The sequence below is a fragment of the Halorubrum halophilum genome, assembly GCF_000739595.1.
Lineage (GTDB): Archaea > Halobacteriota > Halobacteria > Halobacteriales > Haloferacaceae > Halorubrum > Halorubrum halophilum.
Map to the genome: position 1 here is coordinate 80,423 of NZ_BBJP01000027.1, position 21,543 is coordinate 101,965.

Below are 21,543 nucleotides of genomic sequence, written 5' to 3' on the forward strand. Positions count from 1 at the left end.
CGCCATGACGGCAGACGACGGCGACGACAGCCCGATCGTCAGGCTCGGCGTCGACGTGGGCGGCACGTTCACCGACGTGGCGCTCGTCGTCGACGGCGACCTCGCGACCGCGAAGGTGCCGACGACGACCCCGCAACACGCCGGCGTCCTCGACGGGGTCCGCGAGGCGTGCGACGCGGCCGGGATCGGCCCCGCCGACGTGGACGCCTTCGCGCACGCGACCACGGTCTCCGTCAACGCCCTCCTCGAACGCGACGGGGCGCGGACCGCGCTCGTGGCCACCGCCGGCTTCCGGGACGTACTGGAGATCGGTCGGCAGGCTCGGCCCGCCCTCTACGACCTCGACGCGGAGAAGCCGGAGCCGCTCGTTCCCCGACGACGGCGGTTCGAGGTCGAGGAGCGCGCGACGACCGAGGGGATCGAGCGCGCGGTCGACCCCGAGACGGTCCGCGATCTGGCGACGCAAATCGCCGAGAGCGACGCCGAGAGCGTCGCCGTCTCGCTGCTGCACGCGTACGCGCACCCGGAGAACGAGGCCGCGGTGGCCGAACTCCTCCGCGAGGAACTCGACGTCCCCGTCTCCGCCTCCCACAACGTGCTCGCCGAGTTCCGCGAGTTCGAGCGCACGGCGACGACCGCCGCCGACGCGTACCTGACGCCGGAGCTGGACGACTACCTCGGCCGGATCGTCTCCGGCGCCGCGGACCTCGGGCTCCCCGAGCCGCGGGTGATGCGCTCGAACGGCGGCGTCGCCGACGCGGAGACGGTCCGGAACAGCGCCGTGACGACGGTGCTGTCGGGACCCGCCGCCGGCGTCGTCGGCGCGGCCGCGGTCGCGGGCGGCGCGACGCTCGGGGGCGACGGTGAGGGCGACGAGGCGGAAGAGCGAACCGCCGCCGTCACCTTCGACATGGGCGGCACGTCGAGCGACGTGAGCCTCGTACGCGACGGGCGCGCCGAGCGCACTGCGGAGACGACGATCGCCGGGGTCCCCCTTCGCACCCCGGCGGTCGACGTGGAGACGGTCGGCGCCGGCGGCGGCTCGATCGCGTGGACCGACGCCGGTGGCGCGCTCCGCGTCGGCCCGGAGTCCGCCGGCGCGGAACCGGGGCCGGCCTGCTACGGGAAGGGCGGAACCGAGGCGACGGTCACCGACGCGGACGTACTCTTAGGCTACATCGGCCCGGACGCGGCGCTCGGCGGGGATCTCTCGCTCGACGTCGACGCGGCTCGCGAGGCGCTCGAACGACTCGCCGACGAAGCGGGGATCGAGGGGGGTGAGGAAGGGAACAACGACGCCCTCGACGCCGCCACCGCGGCCGCACGCGGAGTGTACCGCGTCGCCAACGCGACGATGGCGCGGGCGATCCGGTCGGTCACGGTCGAGCGCGGCCGCGACCCCCGGGCGTTCGACCTCGTCGCCTTCGGCGGCGCCGGTCCGATGCACGCGGCCGCCCTCGCCGACCGGCTCGGGATGGAGCGCGTGCTCGTCCCGGGGCCGGCCGGCGTGCTGTCGGCGTACGGGCTGCTCGCGGCCGACGAGACCCACGACGCGGCCCGCACCGTCCGGCTCTCGCTGAGAGATTCGGCCGAGACCGACCTCCGTGACGCCTTCGCGGAACTCACCGACCGCGTCCTCGCAGACGTCTCGGACTCCGAGATGGCGGGGATCGAACTGGCGGCCGACTGCCGATACGCCGGCCAGAGCTTCGAGCTGACCGTCGACGCCGGGGGCGATGAAGGCGAGCCCGGTTCCCCGGCCGACCCCGCCGCCCTCGCCGAGCGCTTCGCGGCGGCTCACGAGCGCGCTTATGGTTACCGGCTCGACGCCGCGGTGGAGGCGGTCACGCTCCGGGTCACGGCGACGGTCGACGTCGATCCCCCGGTCGTCTCGCGGACCGGTGTGCTCGACGCGAAACGGGGGACCCGGGAGGTCGTCTTCCCCGACGCCGGCGGGGTCGAGGCGACAGTCCACGACCGCGACGCGCTGGCTCCCGGGGCGACCCTCGACGGCCCCGCGGTGCTGGCGGGGACCGAGAGCACGACCGTCGTCCCGCCCGGGTGGGGCGGTCGCGTCCGGCGAGACGGGACGGTGGTGCTGGAGCGGGACGCGGTCGAGTCCGGAGGTGACGGGCGATGAGCGATCGCGACCCCGAGAGCGACGCCGACGGCGTCCCCGACACCGCTATCGACCCGGTGACGCTCGAAGTCCTCCGCAATCAGCTGGAGGGCGTCGCCGAGGAGATGGGGACGGTCCTGATCCGCGGGGCGTACTCGCCGAACATCACGGAGCGGCGGGACTGCTCGACCGCCTTCTTCGACGCCGACGGGCGGATGGTCGCGCAGGCGGAGCACATCCCGGTCCACCTCGGCGCGATGCCGGAGGCGGTCGCGGCCGTGAGAGAGCGGGACCCCGCCCCCGGCGACGTGTTCGTCCTCAACGACCCGTTCACGGGCGGGACGCACCTCCCGGACGTGACGCTCGTCTCGTCGCTGGCGCTCGACGGCGACGTGGTCGGCTTCGCCGTCTCCCGCGCCCACCACGCCGACGTGGGTGGGATGACACCCGGGAGCATGCCGGCCGGCGCCCGCGAGATCTACCAGGAGGGCCTCCGTATCCCGCCGATCCGGCTCGTCGAGGGTGGAGACCAGAGCGAGGGCGGCGACCGCGTCGACGACGCATTCGACCTGATCTTCGCGAACGTGCGGAACCCGGCGGAGCGGCGCGCCGACTTCGAGGCGCAACTCGCCGCCAACGAGCGAGCCGGAGATCGGCTCCGCGACCTCGCCGACGAGCACGGCCGCGATCGGCTCGAAGCCGCCTTCGACGCCGTGATAGACTACTCTAGAGAGCGGATGACCGCCGCGATCCGGGACCTGCCGGACGGGACCTACGAGGCCGAGGACGTTTTGGAGGGGGACGGCGTCACCGACGCCGACATCCCGATCCGCGCGACGGTGACCGTCGATGGCGGGTCGCTCGCGGTCGACTTCGCGGGGAGCGCCGATCAGGTCGCGGGGAACTGCAACGCGCCCCTCGCGGTGGCGAAGAGCGCGGTCTACTTCGCCGTGCGCTGCGTGACCGACCCGGATATCCCGCCGAACCACGGCTGTTACGAGCCGGTGTCGGTGTCGGCGCCCGCGAGGTCGATCCTGAACCCCGAGCCGCCGGCCGCGGTCGTCGGGGGGAACGTCGAGACGAGCCAGCGCGCGCTCGATGTCGTGCTCGCGGCGCTCGGCGAGGCGGCCCCGGATCGGGTGACTGCGGGAAGCCAAGGGACGATGAACAACCTCACGATCGGGAATCGCGGTGGAGGTGGCGGGAACGCCGACTCGGACTCCGCCGCGTCGTTCACCTACTACGAAACGATCGGCGGCGGGTTCGGCGCACGCCCCGACGCCGACGGGATGGACGGCGTGCAGGTCGGGATGACGAACACGCTCAACACGCCCGTCGAGGCGCTGGAGGCTGCGTACCCGCTCCGGGTGGAGCGATACGCGCTCCGCCCGGGCAGCGGCGGCGACGGTCGCCACCGGGGCGGGCTCGGACTGGAGCGGAGCGTCCGCGTCGAGACCGCGGCGACGGTCTCGCTGCTGACCGAGCGGCGGCGACACGCCCCCGCGGGCCGCGAGGGCGGCGAGCCGGGCGCCCTCGGCGAGAACCTGATCGACGGCGAGCCCGTCCCCGCGAAGGCGACCGTCGACGTGGAGCCGGGGACGACGGTGACGATTTTGACGCCGGGCGGCGGCGGGTACGGCGACCCCGCGGAGCGCGATCCGGCGGCGAGAGAACGGGACCGTGCGGACGGGAAGGCGACGGGTGAGTTGGGGGAGGAGGGAGAACGGTCGGAGGAAACGGAGGAGGAGAAAGCGGACTGACGACGCGCGCTTACAGCCCGTCGTACGGGCCGGGCTTCGCGGCGGTGAGCCGGTCGACCTGCTCGGCGGACAGATCGATCTCGGCGGCCGCGAGGTTCTCAGCGAGCTGGTCGGTCGTGCGCGCGCCGACGATGGGCGCGGTGACGCCGTCGCGGTGGGCGAGCCACGCGAGCGCGGTCTGTGCGGGCGTGGCGTCGACCGCCTCCGCCACGGCGTCGAGCTCGTCGTGAACGTCGAAGTTCTCTTCGGTGAGGTACGCCTCCTGGAAGCGGCTGGACTCGGCGGCCTTCGACTCCTCGGGGAGGTCCTCGTCCCGGTCGTACTTCCCGGTCAGGAAGCCCTGTCCGAGCGGGCTCCACGGGGAGACCCCGAGATCCTGCTGGCGTGCGAACTCCAGGTAGTCGCCCTCGACCTCGCGGTCGACGAGGTTGTAGCGCGGCTGGAGCACCGTGAACGGCTCCCACCCCTCGCTACGAGCGATCTCGTTGGCGCGGGCGACCTTCCAGGCGTTCGGGCGGAGCGTCGAGGCGCCGAGGTAGTGGACCTTGCCGGACTCGACGAGCCCGTTTAAGGTCTTCATCAGCTCGCGGGCCGGCGTCTCGTCGTCCCACCGGTGGATGTAGAGCACGTCGAGGTAGTCGGTGTCGAGCCGGTCGAGGAGAGCGTCGACGCGGTGGCGGACGTTCTTGCGGTTGGTGCCGCGGCTGTTCGGGTCGCCGTCGCGGATCTGCCAGTACACCTTCGAGGCGACCGTGTAGCGCTCGCGGTCGCGCTCGGCGAGCCAGTCGCCGATCCAGCGCTCGCAGTCGCCGCCGCCGTACACGTCGGCGGTGTCGATGTAGCGCCCGCCGGCGGCCTCGTACCCGTCGAGCAGCTCGTGGGCGCGGGTTTCGTCGATCTCCACGTTGCCCGCCTCGGTCACGCGGCCGAACCGCCACGTGCCGAGCTGGAGTTCGCTCGTTCGGAGACCGGTTCGTCCGATCTGGACCGTATCGAGGTCGATATTGTCGAGGTCGGGAGTCATCTGTCGATCGATAGTGTTCGTCGCCGCAAAAACCTACAGCAAGCGGATGTGGTGTGCGAACAAATATCGAGGAAGCGGGAGGCCTACCACGGCTCGTTCTTCAGCCCGAGCGCGTACGCGCCGACGTTCGTGACGACGTGGAGGATCGGCGTCATCACGAGGACGACCGCGAGGACGGGGAGGGTGAACACCGCGAGCGCCCAGTCGGTGTCGACGACGAAGACGGCCGCGAGCGCGACGACGACGAAGTCGAGCTGGTCGAGCCCCGGGAACGCCGCTCCACGCTCCCGACCCGACCGGCGCTTGAGGAACGAGGCGCCGATGTCGCCGCACATCGCGCCGAACGCGAGCGCGAACGCGGCCGGGAGCGCGAACGTCGGGAGATCGACCCCGAGCGCGGCGCTCGCGGGCTCGGCGAGACGGTTGAGCGCGAGAGCGAGGAGGACGCCGACGAGGGTGCCGACCGCGGTGCCGCGCCACGTCTTCCCGTCGCCGAGCAGGCGGGCGCCGCGCCACTCGCGGCCGCCGTCGATGGGGCGACCGCCGCCGGCCAGCACCGCGGCGTTGTTCGGCACGTAGGCGGGCAACATCGCCCAGAACGCGGTCGCGACGAGCGAACCGATCATACCCGACTCTGCGCCCGTTGGGGGTATATAAATCCCGGATCGCGGTGGGACCCGGGAGTCAACAGTCGCTCTCGAAACACACCGGGTCGGCAACAGTCAAGTCGCTACCGCCGCGAGTAGGGCGTATGATCCTCCCGATCGCGCGGCGGTTCGTCGCCGGCGAGAGCGTCCCGGAAGCGTTGGAACACGCCCGAGCGCGCAACGAGGACGGCGTCGCCGTCATCCTAAATCTGCTCGGCGAGCACTACGACGACCCCGAAGACGCCCGCGCCGACACCGACGCGTACCTCGCACTCTTGGAGGATATCGCCGACAGCGGCCTCGACGCTTGCGTCTCGGTCAAGCCCTCCCAGATCGGACTCGACGTGTCCGACGCCCTCTTCGAGGAGCACTACCGCGAGATCGTCGCCCGCGCCCACGAGCTGGACGCGTTCGTCTGGTGTGACATGGAGGACGCCGACACCACCGACGCGACCCTCGACGCGTTCGAGTCGATCGCCGCGGAGTACCCGTGGAGCGTCGGCCAGTGTCTCCAGTCGAACCTCAAACGAACCCGCGAGGACCTCGATCGGCTCCGGGACGTGCCCGGTTCGCTCCGGCTCGTGAAGGGGGCGTACGACGAGCCGAAGTCGCTCGCTTACAAAGAGAAGTCGCGGGTCGACGAGGCGTACCGCGAGGACCTCCGCTTCCTGTTCGAGCACCGAGACCGCGGAATCGCGGTCGGCTCGCACGACCCCGAGATGATCGCGCTCGCCGACCGGCTCGCTCGGGAGCACGGGACCGACTACGAGGTCCAGATGCTGATGGGCGTCCGCGACGAGGCCCAGCACGACCTCGCCGCACAGGGAGTGGACGTGGCCCAATACGCACCGTACGGGACCAAGTGGCTCTCGTACTTCTACCGGCGGGTCCGTGAACGCAGACAGAACCTGACGTTCGCCGCCCGCGCGGTCGTGGGTCGGTGACGGGCCGATGACGGATCGGTGACGAGTTGGTAACGAGTCGGTAATGAGTCGGTAACGAGTCGGTGACGACGGACTGCGGACCGTCGAGCGCCCGCTGAAGTCGCCCGAAACGTAGAAGCCCCTTTAAGCATTGCCGACAGACATCGACTCGATAGATGTCCACGTGGAAACGCGACTTCGCCAGCGGACTCATCGTGTTGGCGCCGCTTTTGGTCCTCCTCCTCGTCCTCCAGTGGATCTACCGGTACATCGCGTCGATCCCGCTGATCGACGGGCTCCAACCGGCGATCATCCCTGCGCCCCTCGAACCGGTCTCCCGGGTGATCATCGCGATGGCTGTGTTCGCGACGGTCGTCCTCGCAGTCGGTTACTTCATGCGGACGACGCTCGGCCGGCTGGCGGAGTCGGCCGTCGACGGCGCGATAAATCAGATTCCGGCGCTACGCGTGGTGTACAACGCCTCGAAGCTCGCGATCGAGACGGCCGTCTCCGGGACCGACGAGCTACAGAGCCCGGTGTACATCGAGACGTGGCCGGGGATCCGCATGACCGCGTTCCGGACCGGGAAGAAGACCCGCGACGGGAAGATCGTCCTGTTCATGCCGACCGCCCCGAACATCACCACCGGCTTCGTCATCGAGGTCGAACCGGAGAAGATCGAGGAGACCGGCGAGACCGTCGAGGAGGGGATGACGCGCGTCCTCTCGGCCGGCTTCGCCGAGTCGGCGCATCAGGTCCCGGTCGAGGAGGAGCAGCCCCCGGAGGGCGGCACGGGCCGCCCGGGCGGCGTCGGCGGCGTCCGCACCGACGGCACCCCAGGCGAGTCCGACCGCCGGTCCACGGACGGCGGCAGCGACGCCGAGGGCGACGGGGACTGATCGGGGGCGACAACAGCGTCGCTGTTTATAAGTAGGTGAACCAGTCGTCGTGCGCGTCGGTCCGGCGCTCCACCAGATCGAAGAAGGCGCTCTGCAGCTCCTCTGTGACCGGGCCGCGGGTGCCGGCGCCGATCTCCGTGTCGTCGACCGAGCGGATCGGGGTCACCTCGGCCGCAGAGCCCGTGAAGAACAGCTCGTCGGCGGTGTACAGCTGGCCGCGGGAGATCATCGCCTCGTCGTGGACGGCGTAGCCGCGCTCCTCCGCCAGTTCGATGACGGTGTCGCGGGTGATTCCCTCCAGAATCGACTGCGCGGGACCAGTGGTGTAGATCTCGCCGTCGTTGACCATGAAGATGTTCTCGCCCGGCCCCTCGGCGACGTTGCCCTCCTTGTTCAGGACGATGGCCTCGACGTAGCCGTTTCGGCGGGCCTCCTCGCCCGCGAGCATGGAGTTGACGTACAGCCCGGTGGTCTTGACGTTGGTCGGCACCTGCGAGGAGGCGTGTTTCCGCCACGAGGAGACCATCACGTCGACGCCCTCCTCTAAGGCCTCCTCGCCGAGATACGCGCCCCACGGCCACGCCGCGAGCACGAGGTCGGTCGGGCAGTCCTTCGGCGAGACGCCGAGCGAGTCGTACCCGTAGTAGGCGATCGGTCGGATGTACGCGGAGTCGAGGTCCTGCCGGTCGAGGAGTTCGAGGGTCGCCTCGGTGATCTCCTCGCGGGAGTGCTCGATGTCGAGGTCGTACATCTTCGCGGAGTCGAACAGCCGGTCGAGGTGCTCGTCCCATCGGAAGACCGCCGGTCCCTGCTCGGTGTCGTAACAGCGGACGCCCTCGAACACGCCGCTCCCGTAGTGGAGCGCGTGGGTCAGAACGTGAGTGGTCGCGTCCTCCCAGTCGAGGAACTCACCGTTCTTCCAGATCGTGTCGACGTCCATCTCGTCGAATCCCATACCCGGAGGTTGCGGTCGGCGGGCTTAAAACTGTAACAACCGGGCGGGGGCTGCCGGAACGGTCGGCGTCGGATCGGTACGTGAGACCAACTTTCTGACTCGGCGCTGTTACCGCGGTGAGGATTCCTAAAGCTCCAGTCGCTCGCTTATAAGTGGCCACTGAAAGATCGACATCGAACTCCTCCAAAGCCCCAGTCGCGCTCGACTCCCACAGCTCGCTGCGGTCCTCGGTCGCTCGCGTTGCTCGCTCCCTGTGGTCCTTGCGTCGCTGGGGTTCGTCGAGCGCGACTGCCCCTTTGAGTCCCACCCCGCACCGCACTGCCCCGCACCTCACGCCTCCCCAGCCTCGTCGGGCGGCGCTTATAAGCGCCGCCCGACTCCCTCGCGCGGCGCTCCTCGCGGCCGCCCTTGGCGGCCGCTCGGAGGCGCGCGCCACCGCACGGCACGGAAGTCTCTTATTCGAGCGCCTCGACGAGCGCGGCGCCCTCGACGTAGGGAATCTGTCGCCGGCGGGCGTACGCCTCGGCGTCCGCGGGCGTCAGCGCGGCGCCCGTCTCGTCGTCGAGCATCTCGCAGACCACGGCGGCGGGGGCGGCATCGACGGCTTCCGCCATCGCGAGCCCGAGCTCCGTGTGCCCGGTCCGGCCGCGCAGCCCGTCGCGGGCGCCCCGCAGCACGTGGACGTGACCGGGCGCACGGAACTCCGCGGCGAAGTCCTCGGGTCCGTAGTTCCCCGGATCGGCGTCGACTGCGGCGGCCGCGCTCGCGAGTTCGACGATGGTCCGCGCGCGGTCCTCGTCGGTGATCCCCGTGAACGTCTCGCGGTGGTTCACGGGCAGGGAGAAGGAGGAGCGGTCGTCGTACTCGGGGTCGTCGTCGACCGCGGGGTGGTCGAGCGCGTCCGCGAGGAACGGGAGGTCGAACGCGTCGCCGACGGCGTCGCTCACGGCCACGCAGATCAGCCCGCCCGCGTCGTTGCGCATGTGGGCGACGGCCGCCTCGTCGACGGCGCCGGCCGGATAAATGATGTCCGTCTCCCCCTCGCGGTCCGCGAAGTCGTGGACGCAGACCGGCTCGCCCGCGCGGAACGCGTCGAGGGCGCGCCGGACGGAGTCGCTCGCGGAGTCGGCGTCCGGCGCGGATCCGACAGCGTCGGCGTCGACCTCGGCGTCGGTGTCGGCGCGCATCAGGCGACCTCCGTCTCCATCTCCGCCTCGTTTTCGGGCGTATCCGCCCGGCTCGTGGCGGCCACGCGGACCTCGACCGCGTCGCCGTCGGCGAGGTCGAGCGCGTCGCGGAGCCGCTCGGGAGCGATCAGTTCGAGCTGGTCGTCGTCGTGGTGGGTCCGGTCCGGGACGATCGCGTGGACCTCCTCGTAGCGCTCGCCGTCGGCGACGAGCGTGACGCCGTAACACGAGGCCGCGCCGTAGGTGCGGTCCTCGTCCTCCCACGCGTCGATCGGGACCGCGTCGATCCCGGCCATCTCGCCGCGCCGGCGGACGCTCTCCTCGCTCAGGTCGACGTTGAGCGTGCCCGGGAACGGCTCGTAGCCGAGCCGCGTTCGGAACTGCTCGGCGTAGCCGGGCAGGGTGATGTAGTGGCGTCCCTCGCCCATCCCGCCGGTGACCGCGCCGCGGAGCACGAGCTCCACGTCCGTCTCGAACAGCCGGCGGTAGTCGGCGTACTCGGCGCGGAGCGCCGCCTCGCCCGCGTCGGTGACGCGCACCCACTGGCCGTCGCCGACCACGTCGCGCTCGATGTACCCCGCCGATTCGAGGGTCTGGAGCCGCCGGGAGGCGGTCTGTGTCGAGGCGTCGAGCCGGTCGCCGAGGGCCGCGCACGACACCTTCGTCTCGGTCAGGCCGCCGACGAGCCCGACGTGTTTCAGGGCCGCGATCGCGGCCGGGTCGGGGTCCGCCGTCGACGTCGCTTCTGCCATGTCCGGATCTGGGTCGCCCGCACGCAAAAGGGTAACGGGAATGAGACACGTCCCAGAAACGTTACTCGGGTGGAGAGTGGACGCCGTCGATCGGGCGTCCTCGACGTTGCCAAATGTCGTGCGGCCTCACACCTAACCCCATCGGTATCGGCGGTCGTCGTCGCGAGCCGGGGCGCCGCCGAGCCGGCGTGAGAGTGGGACGCACCCGCGTGCGGGTCGTCGAAAGGTAAGGTACAAATACGAACGGCGATTGGTTCCGGGTGCGGGCTCGTAGATCAGCGGCAGATCGCTTCCTTCGCAAGGAAGAGGCCCGGGGTTCAAATCCCCGCGAGTCCATTCATTTTTGGAAGCCGCCGAATGACTGTATTCACACCTTAGAGGCCCTCCTACATCAATACTCGTATTCTGACACTCTCCAATAAGTCCATTTGAACCCTTCTCGCGGACTGGATTGCCGCCAACATTTGATTCGGTAACGGAGTCGCGGGTGAGCCGTGGTGCGGTCTAAGCAAAGTAACCGGATTCGGGGCGGGCTTCAGGCGTGGGTCCAATCGCTGGCAGCCTCACGTGGGTCCTCGTTGCGATAGAACGTCCCGGCGACGCCGCTTGACCCACCCTCCCCCCGGGGCCGGTTAGAACACGGTCAGGCGACCTGTGTGTGCGGTATAGTGTTAGGCCAAGAATCGATTTCGGATTTTGCGCTGGCTCTATAGGACTCCTCGCGAAGAACCGAGGACTGATCGCGGGCCGAGGGGGAACAATCGCGGCGGGTTCTATCCCAATCCCGGCTGTCCGAACAACAGAATGCTCTCGTGGGCCGGGCTCGGGAATCCCGAGTATCGAGCCAGATAGTCGTCGGTCTCTTGTGGGAACTTCGTTGCGACAGAACTCCCCGGCGATACCATACCGGTCAACTAACTTCTCGGGAACATCTCATAGAAACTCGCATACGCGGTGTAGGACAAAGCGACAACGAGCAATCCGAACCCGATTGTAGCAACTCCCACACCGGCCCAATATAGCACCTGAATCATGCTCACGAGCGTGGGCAGAAGGACTACCACAGACAGGGCGAGAGCCACCAGACTCAAAGTAGCTAATCGAAAATCGAGGCCATCCATCACGGTCGTGAGGGTGACATACTCTCGGTGGACTTTGTGTTCCATTTTACCCGATGCTGGACCGGGTCCCTCGAAAGCATCACTATCCGGATCTGGATACCGTGACCGAGCTAAAGCAGCATCTTCGTACACGTCACTCAGTACGCCCATATACAAGGCTACCGCCGGTAGCGAGAGCGCCACGACCTGAAGGACTTGTCCGGTGTTCGTCACAATACACCGCCCGTTGCGAGATGGTATAGATATGTTCCTGTTCTTGAATGGGATACTTTGCGGACCGTGTTCCGACAGAACGCCCACGTAGCCACCCATACGGCTCAGAATACGTCGACATAGTTCTACACAGAGCCGCGTTCCTCCGAAGATAGGTCAAGAATGACTAACACAGAGCTTGTCACCCAAATTTTGATTGGTAGATCGTCACGGCGTGGGACCGCTGTAAGTGGCCCTGATCGATGAGGTCTTGAAGATATGACTCGGCTTCGTCGGGATCATCAGGGACCTGTTGTTTAATATGATCTAAGAAATCAATCAGACGGTACCGATCTCCGATCCCCCAATTGAGGCTTGGCTCTGTTGTCTGGTACATCCGTAATTGGTCGAAGAACTTCCGTCGAACCCCTATCGCGACGCCCTGTTCGATCGTCCACTCAACCAGTCTTTCAGCCTCGGGCAAATCAACGGTAAGTTGGCTGTATACAAATAAGCCAATTATGTCACGCCAGCACTTGGCGAGAAATGGCTTTTCGGGGTACGGAGGAGCTTCTCCTCGCTCTCGCTGGCGTCTTGACTTATAGATCCAGTTGTCCGTTTCTCCCCACAACAAGCCTGTATCTTTAGCTGGTAGATGCCGACTTATCAACCAGAAATCGAACATCGCATCTCGGATCCGCTGACGTATTTGATACCTTTTCTGATATTCAGCGTTTTCTGATAGTTCGTCATCTATCCTGCCCAAAAGGTACTCTCGGTCACGTTCTGTCAGAATCCCGCGGTCCCTACTGATGTACTTATCATTTTCGTTCATAGCTTAGTTCATACACTAATCGGCTTAGTTATGTAACTAATGGTCAATCGAACTAAATGTTTAGGGGTGCTATCTTAACTCGTATGTCCGTCATCAGCGCAATCGGTGCGATACTCGTGATTGCCTTCCTAAACGTCCTGCCGAGTACAGTCCCGGTACAGCTTAACGGGGAAGTCCATCTTGCGTACTTCCTCTTGACGCTCATCGTTGGTGTTGTATTCTACCTGAACACGCAATAGGTACAACCAAGAGTCGATATTTTGTGCGTTCCTCTACTGTATGTACAGCGGTAACGAGTGATGAGTAACGGAGCCTCAGACGGTTGAGGGCGCCCCGTACGGGCTTCGGGGAACGGGGCGTATGGAAGGTGCTTGTTGCTGGTCCGGCGCGCACCACAGGCTCACCGTTGGCCCTGCGAGCGAGAGAAGCCGCCGGTAACGGTAGATGGACTCAAGGCCGTATATTTCGACAGACACTCGTATGCCTCGTGGAGTCATGAGAAAGGTCTACCTTAATTTCGGGGGAATGTCGGCTTAACACGTTCCAGTCTTGAATCTGACTTGTGGTGAGAGGAGGGATCTTTCCTTGTGGGCGGCGGGTTCTATCTGAATTCTCGATGCCTGTATGGGGACCTGTTAGGGGACGAACGACACACACTTGAATAGACGGGGTATATAAAGGTAGGGTCAAGAGGCTGGCTCTAATTTTGAATTCGTTTCGGCGTATCGCGTTTTGGACGATTCCCGAGTACCCCCTCTGTCCATGGCATCGCTGGAAGCTTCTTGATCCATCTTCGGATCATCTTATTTTTGAAGCTATACTCCGTTGCTACCTCCTCAAAGATCGGGTCTTCTGACTTGGAACTCGGGTGTCGTGTAAACTGTCTACCATCCTCTCGACAAACAAGAATTGCGAGCATAAAGATGATGAACTCACCTCTCTTCCCCAAATTCTCCGCTCGTGATTCCTCATAGAGGTAGTGAACACGGAGTTTTTGATACGGAGTTAGCTCAAGCCTTGAACAGAGTACCGAACAATCACGCCACCGGTATTGGCTCCGGACCAGTTTCTTGTTTTGCCATTTGTGAATCCTTGTATCGTCGTTGATCGCCATCATTCGCTTATCAATCGGGTAATTTGGGAGGTTCCGAGATCTATTCCAATACCCTCTGCTTTCACGAAGAAGCCACCTTGAGGCGTTCACTCCCGGGGTGTAGGTCCACGAACGCTTGCCAGCCTTCCCGGTGTTCACAACGCAGCCGTACCTTCCATGACTGATCCACTCGATGTCGTTACCATCCGACCGTTCTACCAAAGGGATGGGATTGAACGGATAATTTTTCGGAGAAGTTGGCTCGGGGTCCCGACTCACATTCTTCCAGTCGGTGAAATAGGTCGGGTTCATAGGGAGAAATAGCGGTAAGAGAGCATAACGACCACGGTCTATCTCCTCAAGACGGTACCAGTCGTATCGATCCGGGGGTTCTATCGAAGCGCTCGCCCGCAACGAGTAACCAGAATCATTCACCGGCCCCTGTGGCACATGCCTTGGCTACTCCCTATAGTCGATCAATTTAGAACAGTAAGTAGAGAACTGTATTTGTTCAATATAGCATACATTTATGTAAGTCGAATATGTCATTTCCTGTCAACAGAATGGCCTCTGTTGAATCCGCTACGGCACTCCTTACAGCCGTGTCAATTGGAATTGCTACCGTCGCTATACTCACAAACAATCTAAATTTTGATTTTGACGATGATTCCTCTCTGTCGGCTATCCTCTCGCTGTTCACACTTTTTGGAAGCGTAGTTGGGATGATAACCGCATTCGGCTTTTCATTATATTATCTATATCATGCAGAATTTGGTCGGGGCATATTTCCGTTGACTACTACCCCGCAGCGGGTGTTTGTTCTGGTAGGGACTGCCGCTATTCTGGGAATCAGTTTCGGTCTGGTTGGGATTATTATTCTCCAATCTCAAAGCCAAAAATAATACAATAAGAATCTCATCTGTCGTTTCGCCTTACGACTATATATCTTTCAAGAAATCCTTCCGTCGCTCGGCCTTCTCATCGTGTGACCCCTTGTCGTAGTGCCGATCCAAGATCGACCCGCTCATGTTCACCCTGTCACCAGTCACGTCCTTCGGCTGACCCGCGTTGCGCGCGGCTGTCACGTAGCCCCGGCGAAGCGCGTGGGGACTGACTGATCCCGGGCACTTCGAGGCATCGCCCCAACTGGTCGCTTCACATTCCTGCGGATCCTCGTTGAACGGGCAGGTTCCGCCGTTGTAGAAGCACGGTGACGTGGACAGGTAGACGTGCTTCGTGATGGTCGTACGGCTTGCCCGACCGTGTGTCGTGGCGATCAGGGGGGTTCTATCGTAATCGTCGATCACGTCCGGGCGCGTCGCTTTGATGTAGTCGGCGACCACCTCGGCGGTATCCGAAGTGATGAACACGTCCCGCTCGCTGTCCAGCTTCCGCTTGAGTGGCGTCCGCGTTCCGGGTCGGTGTCGGATCTCTATGGCGGGCCGTCCTTCGTCGAAGTCTTCCACGTTGAGCGCACGGAGGCCGCTGATCCGCATCCCGCACTTCCAGAGGAGCAGGAAGACGACGTGTCGGGTGCTGGCGTAGTCGAACTTCGAGAGCCTGTCTAAGATCGCCACGGCTTCCTCCCGCGTCACGAAGTCGTCGCACACTTCGTCGCCGGGCTTGATTTTCGTGACTTGGATCAGCTCGTGTAGTCTGGCGGGGACGGCCTGAATCGACTCGCAGAACTGGATGAAGTTCTTGACAATCCGCATGTCGTTGCGGCAGGTGATCGGCTTGACCGACCGCAGGCGGTGTTCCTCGAACCGGGCGATCGTGTCGCTGGTCACGTCACGCATGTCGTCGGTTCCCTCGCTGTCGAGGAAGTCGAGGAACTGCCTCAGGGTGGCGTCGTAGTTGTGGATCGTCTTGTCGGTGACGTGGCTACGCTTCTTGTTCAGGAATCGGGTCTTGGCGTCGGTCGGGGGTGTGGTCTTCAGGTTCATCGCTGGTGCCAGTCACCCGTAAGCGGCCTCCTCGCATGGCTTAGCCGGGGAGTTCCAAATCCCCGCGAGTCCATGTTTTTGCGCCGCGAGCAAATCGCGAGCGGCGCAACACTGCAACGAGCGGGATTTGAACCCTGCCAGTCGCGCGCAGCGAGTGAAGCGAGCGAGCACGTCTGGCTCTGGTTCACAATCCCCGCGAGTCCACTTCTTCACTCACTTCGTTCGTTCAGGCGTTCCCTCGCGTGGTCCCGTTCGCTCCGTCGCCGGCGGCGAAGCCGCCGGCTGCAAGAGGGACCTCCGGTCCCTCTCTGCTCACGGGACCCCCGCGAGTCCATAATTGTTGGTTATGTTCTCGAAGATTCTCAAACTCGTCAGCTGAGGCGCTATCTTCTCAAAATACGCGTCATCCAGAGATGAACCGCAACCTTGTACGGTCCCATCCTGCTGAGAAATGACCAGAGAGACCGAGGGTAACGCCGTCACCGTCGACGGCCTGCTGATCGACGGCGACGCGAGCCAGTCGTAGCGCTGGGGCGAGTACGGAGAGGTAGCGAAGGGTGATTCGGTGACGGTCGACGGCGCGGGCTCGAACCGCACGATCGTCGTCGTTCACTCCGGGCCGTACGGTGAGGAGGAGGTGCTGCTCCGAGCCGAGGAATAGACGTGTCTGGGTGGTTGCGGTTGTAGCGCGAGAAAAAATCGGCGTCGGGCCGATTCAGTTGTTTACGAGGTATCGAAGCTTGTGAAGTCCTCGATCGTGAGGGTCCGATCCGCGTAGATCGAATTGGACGGGTTGTGAATGAGGCGTACATTATCTACGCTGTTACCTCCCCCAGTAGTGACTCTAACAGTTGCCGATTCACCAACTCCGAGGGTATTCTTATCGGCTACTGTCGCTGATAGTGTCGCATTAGCATGTTCGTCGCCACCACCACGGGCCTGAATAGTGAACTCGGAGAGATCGATCTCATTTCCACCGGTGTGTTCAATCACAATATTACTAGTAGAGTCATCGACACTCATCTCTAACTGTGCGCTCGGTTGGCTATCACCGAGCTGGTCACCGAGTCCGAGCACGAACGTCCCGATCACGGCCGCCAGAATCACAGTGATAGCGACCATGAGTATGACTCCGATTACGGGACTGACTGCCCGATCGTCGCCCTGATTTGCTGTTTTGAGGTTCATTGTTGTGTTGTGTCGCCAACGGGACAGATACGAAGGTTAACGACACTCGGGCGCAGAGAGACAGGTGCCTTTCGAGGCGTCCTGCATCACGCAGATCCGAGTCGGGTGGTCCCGCCACCCTGAACCCCGCTTTGTCCGTTGGTATGCTTGTATTAACAGGGAGCGCGGGCATAAACACTCCGACCCGAATCTCTGGTTTGAGAATAATCCCGGAAGACGTATCTATCAGCTTGTCAACATCCGACACATGGAACCGACGGCGCGTGCGCTCGCGCGGACCTACTCCGACCGCGTCTACCCCGACCCGTGGGCGAAGGTTGAGGACTACCGGCGCGTGCGGGCGTACGCCGCCGAGCACCCGACCGCCGGCCGGACGGCGGTCGGGAACGCGCTCGAACTCCCACCCTCGCGGGTCCGCGGGTGGCTCGACGGCGGGCGACCCGATCCGGTGCGCGGGATCGAGGTCGCGAGCGCGAACGGCTGGCTCGACCCCGATTGCGAGATGGCCGGCGCGCTCGTCGGGCTGCTCGCGCACGTCCTCGCCGGCGGGAGCATCAACGACATGTTCGTCCCCGCGATCTCGACCGGGCGCCGGATCGATCGCGAGGCGATCGAAGCCGCGTTCGCGGCGGTCGGCGTCGACTCCCAGAGCCGGCACGCCGACAGCGACGGGCGGACGACCGAGCTCTACCCGGCGGCGGACGCGTCCGTCCTCGGGCGCTGTCTCGTCGCGATGGGCGCCCCGCAGGGCGTCAAAACGGACCTCGACGCCGTTCCGGCGATCGTCTGGGAGAGCCCGGAACCGATCCGACGCCGGTTCGCGGAGTGCTACGTCGCCCACCGCGGAATCCACTTCGAGACGAAAGCGACGACGCGCATCCAAGAGGAACGCCCGGCGTCGTACCTCACCGACCTCCACGAGCTGATCGACGAGTGCGTCACCGGTACCGTCTCACGGGGTCCTCGCGGACTCACGATTTCCGCGGACGCCGCTCGCGAACTCGGCCTGTCGTAGGCGAGCTCGGTCTCTCGTAGCTCGCCCCCGGCGACGCGCTCCACGGGCTCGTGCTCGATCTGACCGAAGGGGAGGGGGTGCGGACCGTGGTTCCACCCGCGGATCGGAACGAGAACTGCGGAGTCGTCCGGTACTTCGCGGCGGAGAGGGCACGCGTGCAGCTGCGCAGGGCCGCATCGAAGTGGCCGAACAGATCTGGATCGTCATGACACCGAGAGGGCTGACGGCGTCTCTTTCGCGGAGCGCTCGCTTCCCTCAAAACTTGGTAACACACGTCACTGAGAGATGGCCAGATACGGCTCGCTTATACTCCTTAAGTCGATCATAGCTCGCTCCGAGCCGAGTCGATACGGCGGGCTACCGGCCGATCAGTCCGTTGAATCACTCGATACCGCGGATCGCGTCGGCGGCGCCGCGAAGTCGCCGGTGACACGGTGCGTTATCACAATAATACCGTTCAAATAGAGAATAATTCAAAGATACTATTTCTATCTAATCTATTACTATCGGTAATAGGATCGACGATGGAAACGCTGGGATATCCCGGCACAACGATGACAGACACAGACGACCCAAAGGCGCGCGCACGACGTATCGCGGAATCGGTGAAAGAACAGGTGGAAGACGGAGGCAGTTCCCGGCGAAAGTTTCTGAATCGCTCGGTACTGGCCGGTGGGGCGTTGCTCGCACTCGGTAGCGGCACCGGCTTTGCCTCCTCACACGACGGAGACGGCGACGAAGACGAGATGGCCGCGGACTTCGACGACGTGGACGGGACCGACCTCGACGTGTTGAACTACGCGCTCACGCTGGAGAACCTCGAGAACGCGTTCTATCGCGAAGGGCTGGAAACGTTCAGCGAGGAGGATTTCGCCGAGTCTGACGTCGTCTCGGAGTACGACACCGGGGACGACCAGTCGGTCTACGACCACGTCGAGACGCTCGGCGAACACGAGACGACCCACGCCGAGGTCCTCGGCGAGGCGATCACCCTGCTCGGTGGCGATCCCGAGCCGGAAGCCACCTACGACTTCGGACTCGAAACGGTGGAGGACTTCTTGGCGACGGCGCAGGTGCTGGAGAACACGGGAGTCGCGGCCTACGCCGGTGCGGCGCCGTTCATCGAGAGCCCGGACCTCCAGAGCGTCGCCCTCTCGATCCACAGCGTTGAGGCGCGCCACGCCGCGTTCCTCAACGATATCAACGGTGAGTCCCCCTTCCCGGACGCGTTCGACTCGTCCCTCTCCCAGCAGGAGGTCCTCGACGCCGTCGCTCCGTTCATCCAGTCGGACGATGAGGATGAGGACGACGATGGCGACGACGGAGACGACGAGGGCGATGACGGTGACGACGAAGGCGAGGATGGGGACGACGGTGAGGATGGGAGCAGCGACCCCGACAACGGCACCGACTCCGGCAACAGCACGGATCCCGGTAACGGCACTGACCCGGTCAACGGAAGCGATCCCGTCAACGGAAGCGATCCCGTCAACGGCAGTGACCCCGTCAACGGCTCCGACTCCGCCAACAGCAGCGTCCTCGGCGATCAGTAACGCCCGGCCGAGGTGATCCTCGGGTACCACTTTTTCGAAGCCCACCTGCCCCCGTTGCGCTCGTTCATCGTCTGCGCCGTCTCGTTCCAGATCCGTCGATGGCGGGAAGGGGATGGTCGCCGACCAGAGCGAAAGGGGTTGCCGCACCGCCCTTCGCCGTCCGGCGACCCAGACCGCTTATATGCTCCGAGTCAGTTGGGCGTCATATGGGCGTCTCAGAGATACTCGAGGGCCAGAACCTCACACACCGCCAGATGGGGGCCATCATGGTCGGGTGGATCCTGCTCGTCACGATCATTTCCGTCGGACTACTGCTGTACACGTCGGCGTTATAGCCGATCCGGCGGACGGGGCCGCGAACGCAATCCTCTTCTAGCCGTTCGTTGTCTGAGGGCGTATGGCACGCGACAGCGACACACACGACCGCGAGTCGATCGGCGCGTCGCTTCGCACCTGCACTGCCTTCGCCCCCGTCATTCGCGCTGCCGTCTCGCGGCAATCCCGGCGGACACCCCCGGACCTTTGACGGACGATGGAGAACCGTCTCCAATGGACCGCGCCGAACGACGGATCGTGGCGTTCACCGCCGGCTCCCACGGGCTCGTCCACACCTACGAGCTGTCGATCCCGATCCTGTTGACCGTGTGGATCGGGGAGTTCTCGACGACGGCGGCCGCCCTCGGGCTCGTCGTGACGATCGGTTACGGGCTGTTCGGCGTCGGGGCGTTGCCCGGCGGCATCCTCGTCGACCGCTTCGGGTCGAAGCCGCTCATCCTCGCGTGTCTCGCCGGGATGGCCGGCTCGTTCCTGCTGGTGAGCGTCGCGCCCAACCTTCTCACGCTCGCGGTCGCGATCGGTGCGTGGGGCCTCACCGCGAGCGTCTACCACCCCGCGGGGCTGTCGCTGCTCTCGAAGGCGGTGGACCAGCGGGGGACCGCGCTCGGCTACCACGGGATCGGCGGGAACCTCGGGATCGCGTTGGGGCCGCTGGCGACCGCGCTCCTCCTCTTGGCCTTCGACTGGCGGATCGTCACGGCCGCGCTCACGGCCCCGGTGGTCGTCGTCGCCGCCTACGGAGCGACCGTCGACGTCGGCGACGCGATGCCGGACGGGGAGGGCGAACCTGGTGACGGCGACAGCGACGGTGACGCCGGCTCGGGCGGCACCAAAGGCGAGATATCCGTCTCGACGATCGCCGACGACACCCGCGTGCTGCTCGCCGGCGGCTTCCTCCTGGTGTTCGCGTTCGTCACGTTCAGCGGGCTCTACTACCGGACGTTCCTCACGTTCCTGCCGGACCTCCTCGGCGACGTGCTCGGCGGGCTGATCGACGTGCAGCTCATCGACCCGGAGAGCCCGTACGCCGAGGAGTTCGACGTGGGCCGGTACCTGTACGTGGCGGTCCTCACCGTCGGCGTGTTCGGCCAGTACCTCGGCGGCCGGATCGCCGACCGCGTGCCGCCCGAGCGCGGGCTGATGGCGCTGATGGGGATCCTGGCGGCTCTCGCGCTGCTGTTCGTGCCCGCCGGACGGACCACGGCGACGTTCATCGCGGCCTCGCTCGCGCTCGGGGTCGCGCTGTTCACGGTCCAGCCGCTCTCACAGGCGACGGTCGCGGCCTACTCCCCGAGCGAGGCGCGAGGCATCTCGTTCGGCTACACGTACCTCGGGATCTTCGGCGTCGGATCGCTGGGCGCCGCGCTCTCGGGCGCGGTCCTCACTCGGGCGGGACCGCGGGAACTGTTCTTCGTCCTCGCGGGGATCGCGGTCATGGGCGCGCTCTCGGCCGCCGCGGTCTCGCGGTTCGCGACGCGTCGGGACTGACTGCGCCGACGGCCGCTTTTAAGAGTACCCGTGATAAACCGTGGGGTACGTACCACGTCCTGTTACGGGTCGACATCGAGACGAAACGCGCGCTCTCGCAGGTCGGCATCCTCGAATCGCTCCCCGTCGATCCGGGCGAGATCGAGGTCACGCTGCTGCACGTGTACGAGTCGGTCGACGCGCCGGCCGACGAGGCCGGGTCGTCCGTCATCGACGAGGTTAACGAGTCGATCGAGGAGCTCCGCGGGATCCCCGACTCGCTCACTGACGTGGAGACGCGACTGGACGAACTCGGAATCGCTCACGACCGCGAGCTCCACGTCGGCGACGCGGCCGAGGCGATCCTCGAGGTCGCCGCCGACCGGGACGTGGACGCGATCGCCCTCGGGATGCGCAAGCGCTCGCCGGTCGGGAAGGCGCTGTTCGGCAGCGTCAGCCAGACCGTCCTGCTCAACGCCGACCGCCCGGTGATCGTCGGGAAGCCGAGCGAGGACGAGTAGCGCTCCCCGC

At 65.1% G+C, this 21,543-nt stretch carries 20 protein-coding genes and 1 tRNA gene; 12 read left to right on the forward strand and 9 right to left on the reverse strand.

Features of this window, described 5'->3' with window-relative positions; genetic code table 11:
* Nucleotides 1-4 precede the first annotated feature (4 nt).
* Nucleotides 5-2,140: a hydantoinase/oxoprolinase family protein gene (locus ACP96_RS09720; protein WP_050033167.1), complete on the forward strand. Its 2,136-nt coding sequence runs from the start codon at nucleotides 5-7 to the stop codon at nucleotides 2,138-2,140.
* Nucleotides 2,137-3,879: a hydantoinase B/oxoprolinase family protein gene (locus ACP96_RS09725; RefSeq protein WP_050033168.1), complete on the forward strand. Its 1,743-nt coding sequence runs from the start codon at nucleotides 2,137-2,139 to the stop codon at nucleotides 3,877-3,879. The genes ACP96_RS09720 and ACP96_RS09725 overlap by 4 nt, the downstream gene beginning before the upstream one ends.
* Nucleotides 3,880-3,889: 10 nt before the next feature.
* On the opposite strand, the gene ACP96_RS09730 is transcribed toward ACP96_RS09725, so the two are convergent.
* Together ACP96_RS09730 and ACP96_RS09735 are read right to left on the reverse strand one after the other, a co-directional pair.
* The gene (locus tag ACP96_RS09730; protein ID WP_050033169.1) at nucleotides 3,890-4,903 is read right to left on the reverse strand and encodes an aldo/keto reductase; all 1,014 of its coding nucleotides are present in this window, start codon (nucleotides 4,901-4,903) and stop codon (nucleotides 3,890-3,892) included.
* Between the two features lie 83 nt (nucleotides 4,904-4,986).
* Nucleotides 4,987-5,529, reverse strand: coding sequence for a CDP-2,3-bis-(O-geranylgeranyl)-sn-glycerol synthase (locus tag ACP96_RS09735; RefSeq protein WP_050033170.1), 543 nt, complete (start codon nucleotides 5,527-5,529; stop codon nucleotides 4,987-4,989).
* Nucleotides 5,530-5,654: 125 nt separating this feature from the next.
* Between ACP96_RS09735 and ACP96_RS09740 the strand changes: the two genes are divergently transcribed.
* Nucleotides 5,655-6,494 (forward strand): proline dehydrogenase family protein, encoded by an 840-nt coding sequence (locus ACP96_RS09740; RefSeq protein WP_050027134.1) that lies wholly within the window; start codon nucleotides 5,655-5,657, stop codon nucleotides 6,492-6,494.
* Between the two features lie 155 nt (nucleotides 6,495-6,649).
* Entirely contained in the window at nucleotides 6,650-7,372 is a 723-nt protein-coding gene (locus tag ACP96_RS09745; protein WP_050033171.1) for a DUF502 domain-containing protein, read from the forward strand.
* 25 nt (nucleotides 7,373-7,397) lie between these two features.
* On the opposite strand, the gene ACP96_RS09750 is transcribed toward ACP96_RS09745, so the two are convergent.
* From ACP96_RS09750 to ACP96_RS09760, 3 genes are all read right to left on the reverse strand, one after another.
* Nucleotides 7,398-8,327, reverse strand: coding sequence for a branched-chain amino acid transaminase (locus tag ACP96_RS09750; RefSeq protein WP_050027136.1), 930 nt, complete (start codon nucleotides 8,325-8,327; stop codon nucleotides 7,398-7,400).
* Nucleotides 8,328-8,782: 455 nt separating this feature from the next.
* Nucleotides 8,783-9,514: a 3,4-dihydroxy-2-butanone-4-phosphate synthase gene (gene ribB / locus ACP96_RS09755; protein ID WP_050033172.1), complete on the reverse strand. Its 732-nt coding sequence runs from the start codon at nucleotides 9,512-9,514 to the stop codon at nucleotides 8,783-8,785.
* Nucleotides 9,514-10,266 (reverse strand): DUF120 domain-containing protein, encoded by a 753-nt coding sequence (locus tag ACP96_RS09760; RefSeq protein WP_050033173.1) that lies wholly within the window; start codon nucleotides 10,264-10,266, stop codon nucleotides 9,514-9,516. Before ACP96_RS09760 ends, ribB begins: the two co-directional genes overlap by 1 nt.
* A gap of 264 nt (nucleotides 10,267-10,530) precedes the next feature.
* Here ACP96_RS09760 and ACP96_RS09765 point away from each other — a divergent pair.
* Nucleotides 10,531-10,602 (forward strand) — tRNA-Ala (locus ACP96_RS09765).
* 1,179 nt (nucleotides 10,603-11,781) lie between these two features.
* Here the strand turns inward: ACP96_RS09765 and ACP96_RS09775 are convergent.
* Entirely contained in the window at nucleotides 11,782-12,414 is a 633-nt protein-coding gene (locus ACP96_RS09775; RefSeq protein ID WP_050033175.1) for a hypothetical protein, read from the reverse strand.
* Nucleotides 12,415-12,497: 83 nt separating this feature from the next.
* Here ACP96_RS09775 and ACP96_RS18650 point away from each other — a divergent pair, with 83 nt between their 5' ends.
* Nucleotides 12,498-12,653, forward strand: coding sequence for a hypothetical protein (locus ACP96_RS18650; RefSeq protein WP_154020446.1), 156 nt, complete (start codon nucleotides 12,498-12,500; stop codon nucleotides 12,651-12,653).
* A 461-nt stretch (nucleotides 12,654-13,114) separates the two neighbouring features.
* Here ACP96_RS18650 and ACP96_RS18655 read toward each other — a convergent pair whose 3' ends face one another.
* The 3 genes from ACP96_RS18655 to ACP96_RS09785 all read right to left on the reverse strand — a co-directional run bounded on the left by ACP96_RS18655 (nucleotide 13,115) and on the right by ACP96_RS09785 (nucleotide 16,641).
* On the reverse strand, nucleotides 13,115-13,819 hold the full coding sequence (locus ACP96_RS18655; protein ID WP_154020447.1) for a hypothetical protein: 705 nt from the start codon (nucleotides 13,817-13,819) through the stop codon (nucleotides 13,115-13,117).
* Between the two features lie 626 nt (nucleotides 13,820-14,445).
* Nucleotides 14,446-15,453: a tyrosine-type recombinase/integrase gene (locus ACP96_RS09780; RefSeq protein ID WP_050033176.1), complete on the reverse strand. Its 1,008-nt coding sequence runs from the start codon at nucleotides 15,451-15,453 to the stop codon at nucleotides 14,446-14,448.
* A 723-nt stretch (nucleotides 15,454-16,176) separates the two neighbouring features.
* Complete coding sequence (locus ACP96_RS09785; RefSeq protein WP_050033177.1) at nucleotides 16,177-16,641, reverse strand: type IV pilin; 465 nt, start codon at nucleotides 16,639-16,641, stop codon at nucleotides 16,177-16,179.
* A 247-nt stretch (nucleotides 16,642-16,888) separates the two neighbouring features.
* Here ACP96_RS09785 and ACP96_RS09790 point away from each other — a divergent pair, with 247 nt between their 5' ends.
* The 6 genes from ACP96_RS09790 (at nucleotide 16,889) to ACP96_RS09805 (ending at nucleotide 21,533) form a co-directional block, all read left to right on the forward strand.
* Nucleotides 16,889-17,656, forward strand: coding sequence for a hypothetical protein (locus ACP96_RS09790; protein WP_050033178.1), 768 nt, complete (start codon nucleotides 16,889-16,891; stop codon nucleotides 17,654-17,656).
* 554 nt (nucleotides 17,657-18,210) lie between these two features.
* Nucleotides 18,211-19,209: a ferritin-like domain-containing protein gene (locus tag ACP96_RS09795; protein WP_082222498.1), complete on the forward strand. Its 999-nt coding sequence runs from the start codon at nucleotides 18,211-18,213 to the stop codon at nucleotides 19,207-19,209.
* A gap of 206 nt (nucleotides 19,210-19,415) precedes the next feature.
* Nucleotides 19,416-19,544, forward strand: coding sequence for a hypothetical protein (locus ACP96_RS19740; protein WP_268762300.1), 129 nt, complete (start codon nucleotides 19,416-19,418; stop codon nucleotides 19,542-19,544).
* A gap of 62 nt (nucleotides 19,545-19,606) precedes the next feature.
* Nucleotides 19,607-19,735 (forward strand): hypothetical protein, encoded by a 129-nt coding sequence (locus ACP96_RS19745; RefSeq protein WP_272913226.1) that lies wholly within the window; start codon nucleotides 19,607-19,609, stop codon nucleotides 19,733-19,735.
* Nucleotides 19,736-19,758: 23 nt separating this feature from the next.
* Nucleotides 19,759-21,033 carry an MFS transporter gene (locus ACP96_RS09800; RefSeq protein WP_050025471.1) on the forward strand — a complete coding sequence of 425 codons (1,275 nt, stop codon included), beginning with the start codon at nucleotides 19,759-19,761 and terminating at the stop codon, nucleotides 21,031-21,033.
* Nucleotides 21,034-21,194: 161 nt separating this feature from the next.
* Nucleotides 21,195-21,533 carry a universal stress protein gene (locus tag ACP96_RS09805; RefSeq protein ID WP_235271488.1) on the forward strand — a complete coding sequence of 113 codons (339 nt, stop codon included), beginning with the start codon at nucleotides 21,195-21,197 and terminating at the stop codon, nucleotides 21,531-21,533.
* Nucleotides 21,534-21,543: the final 10 nt, after the last annotated feature.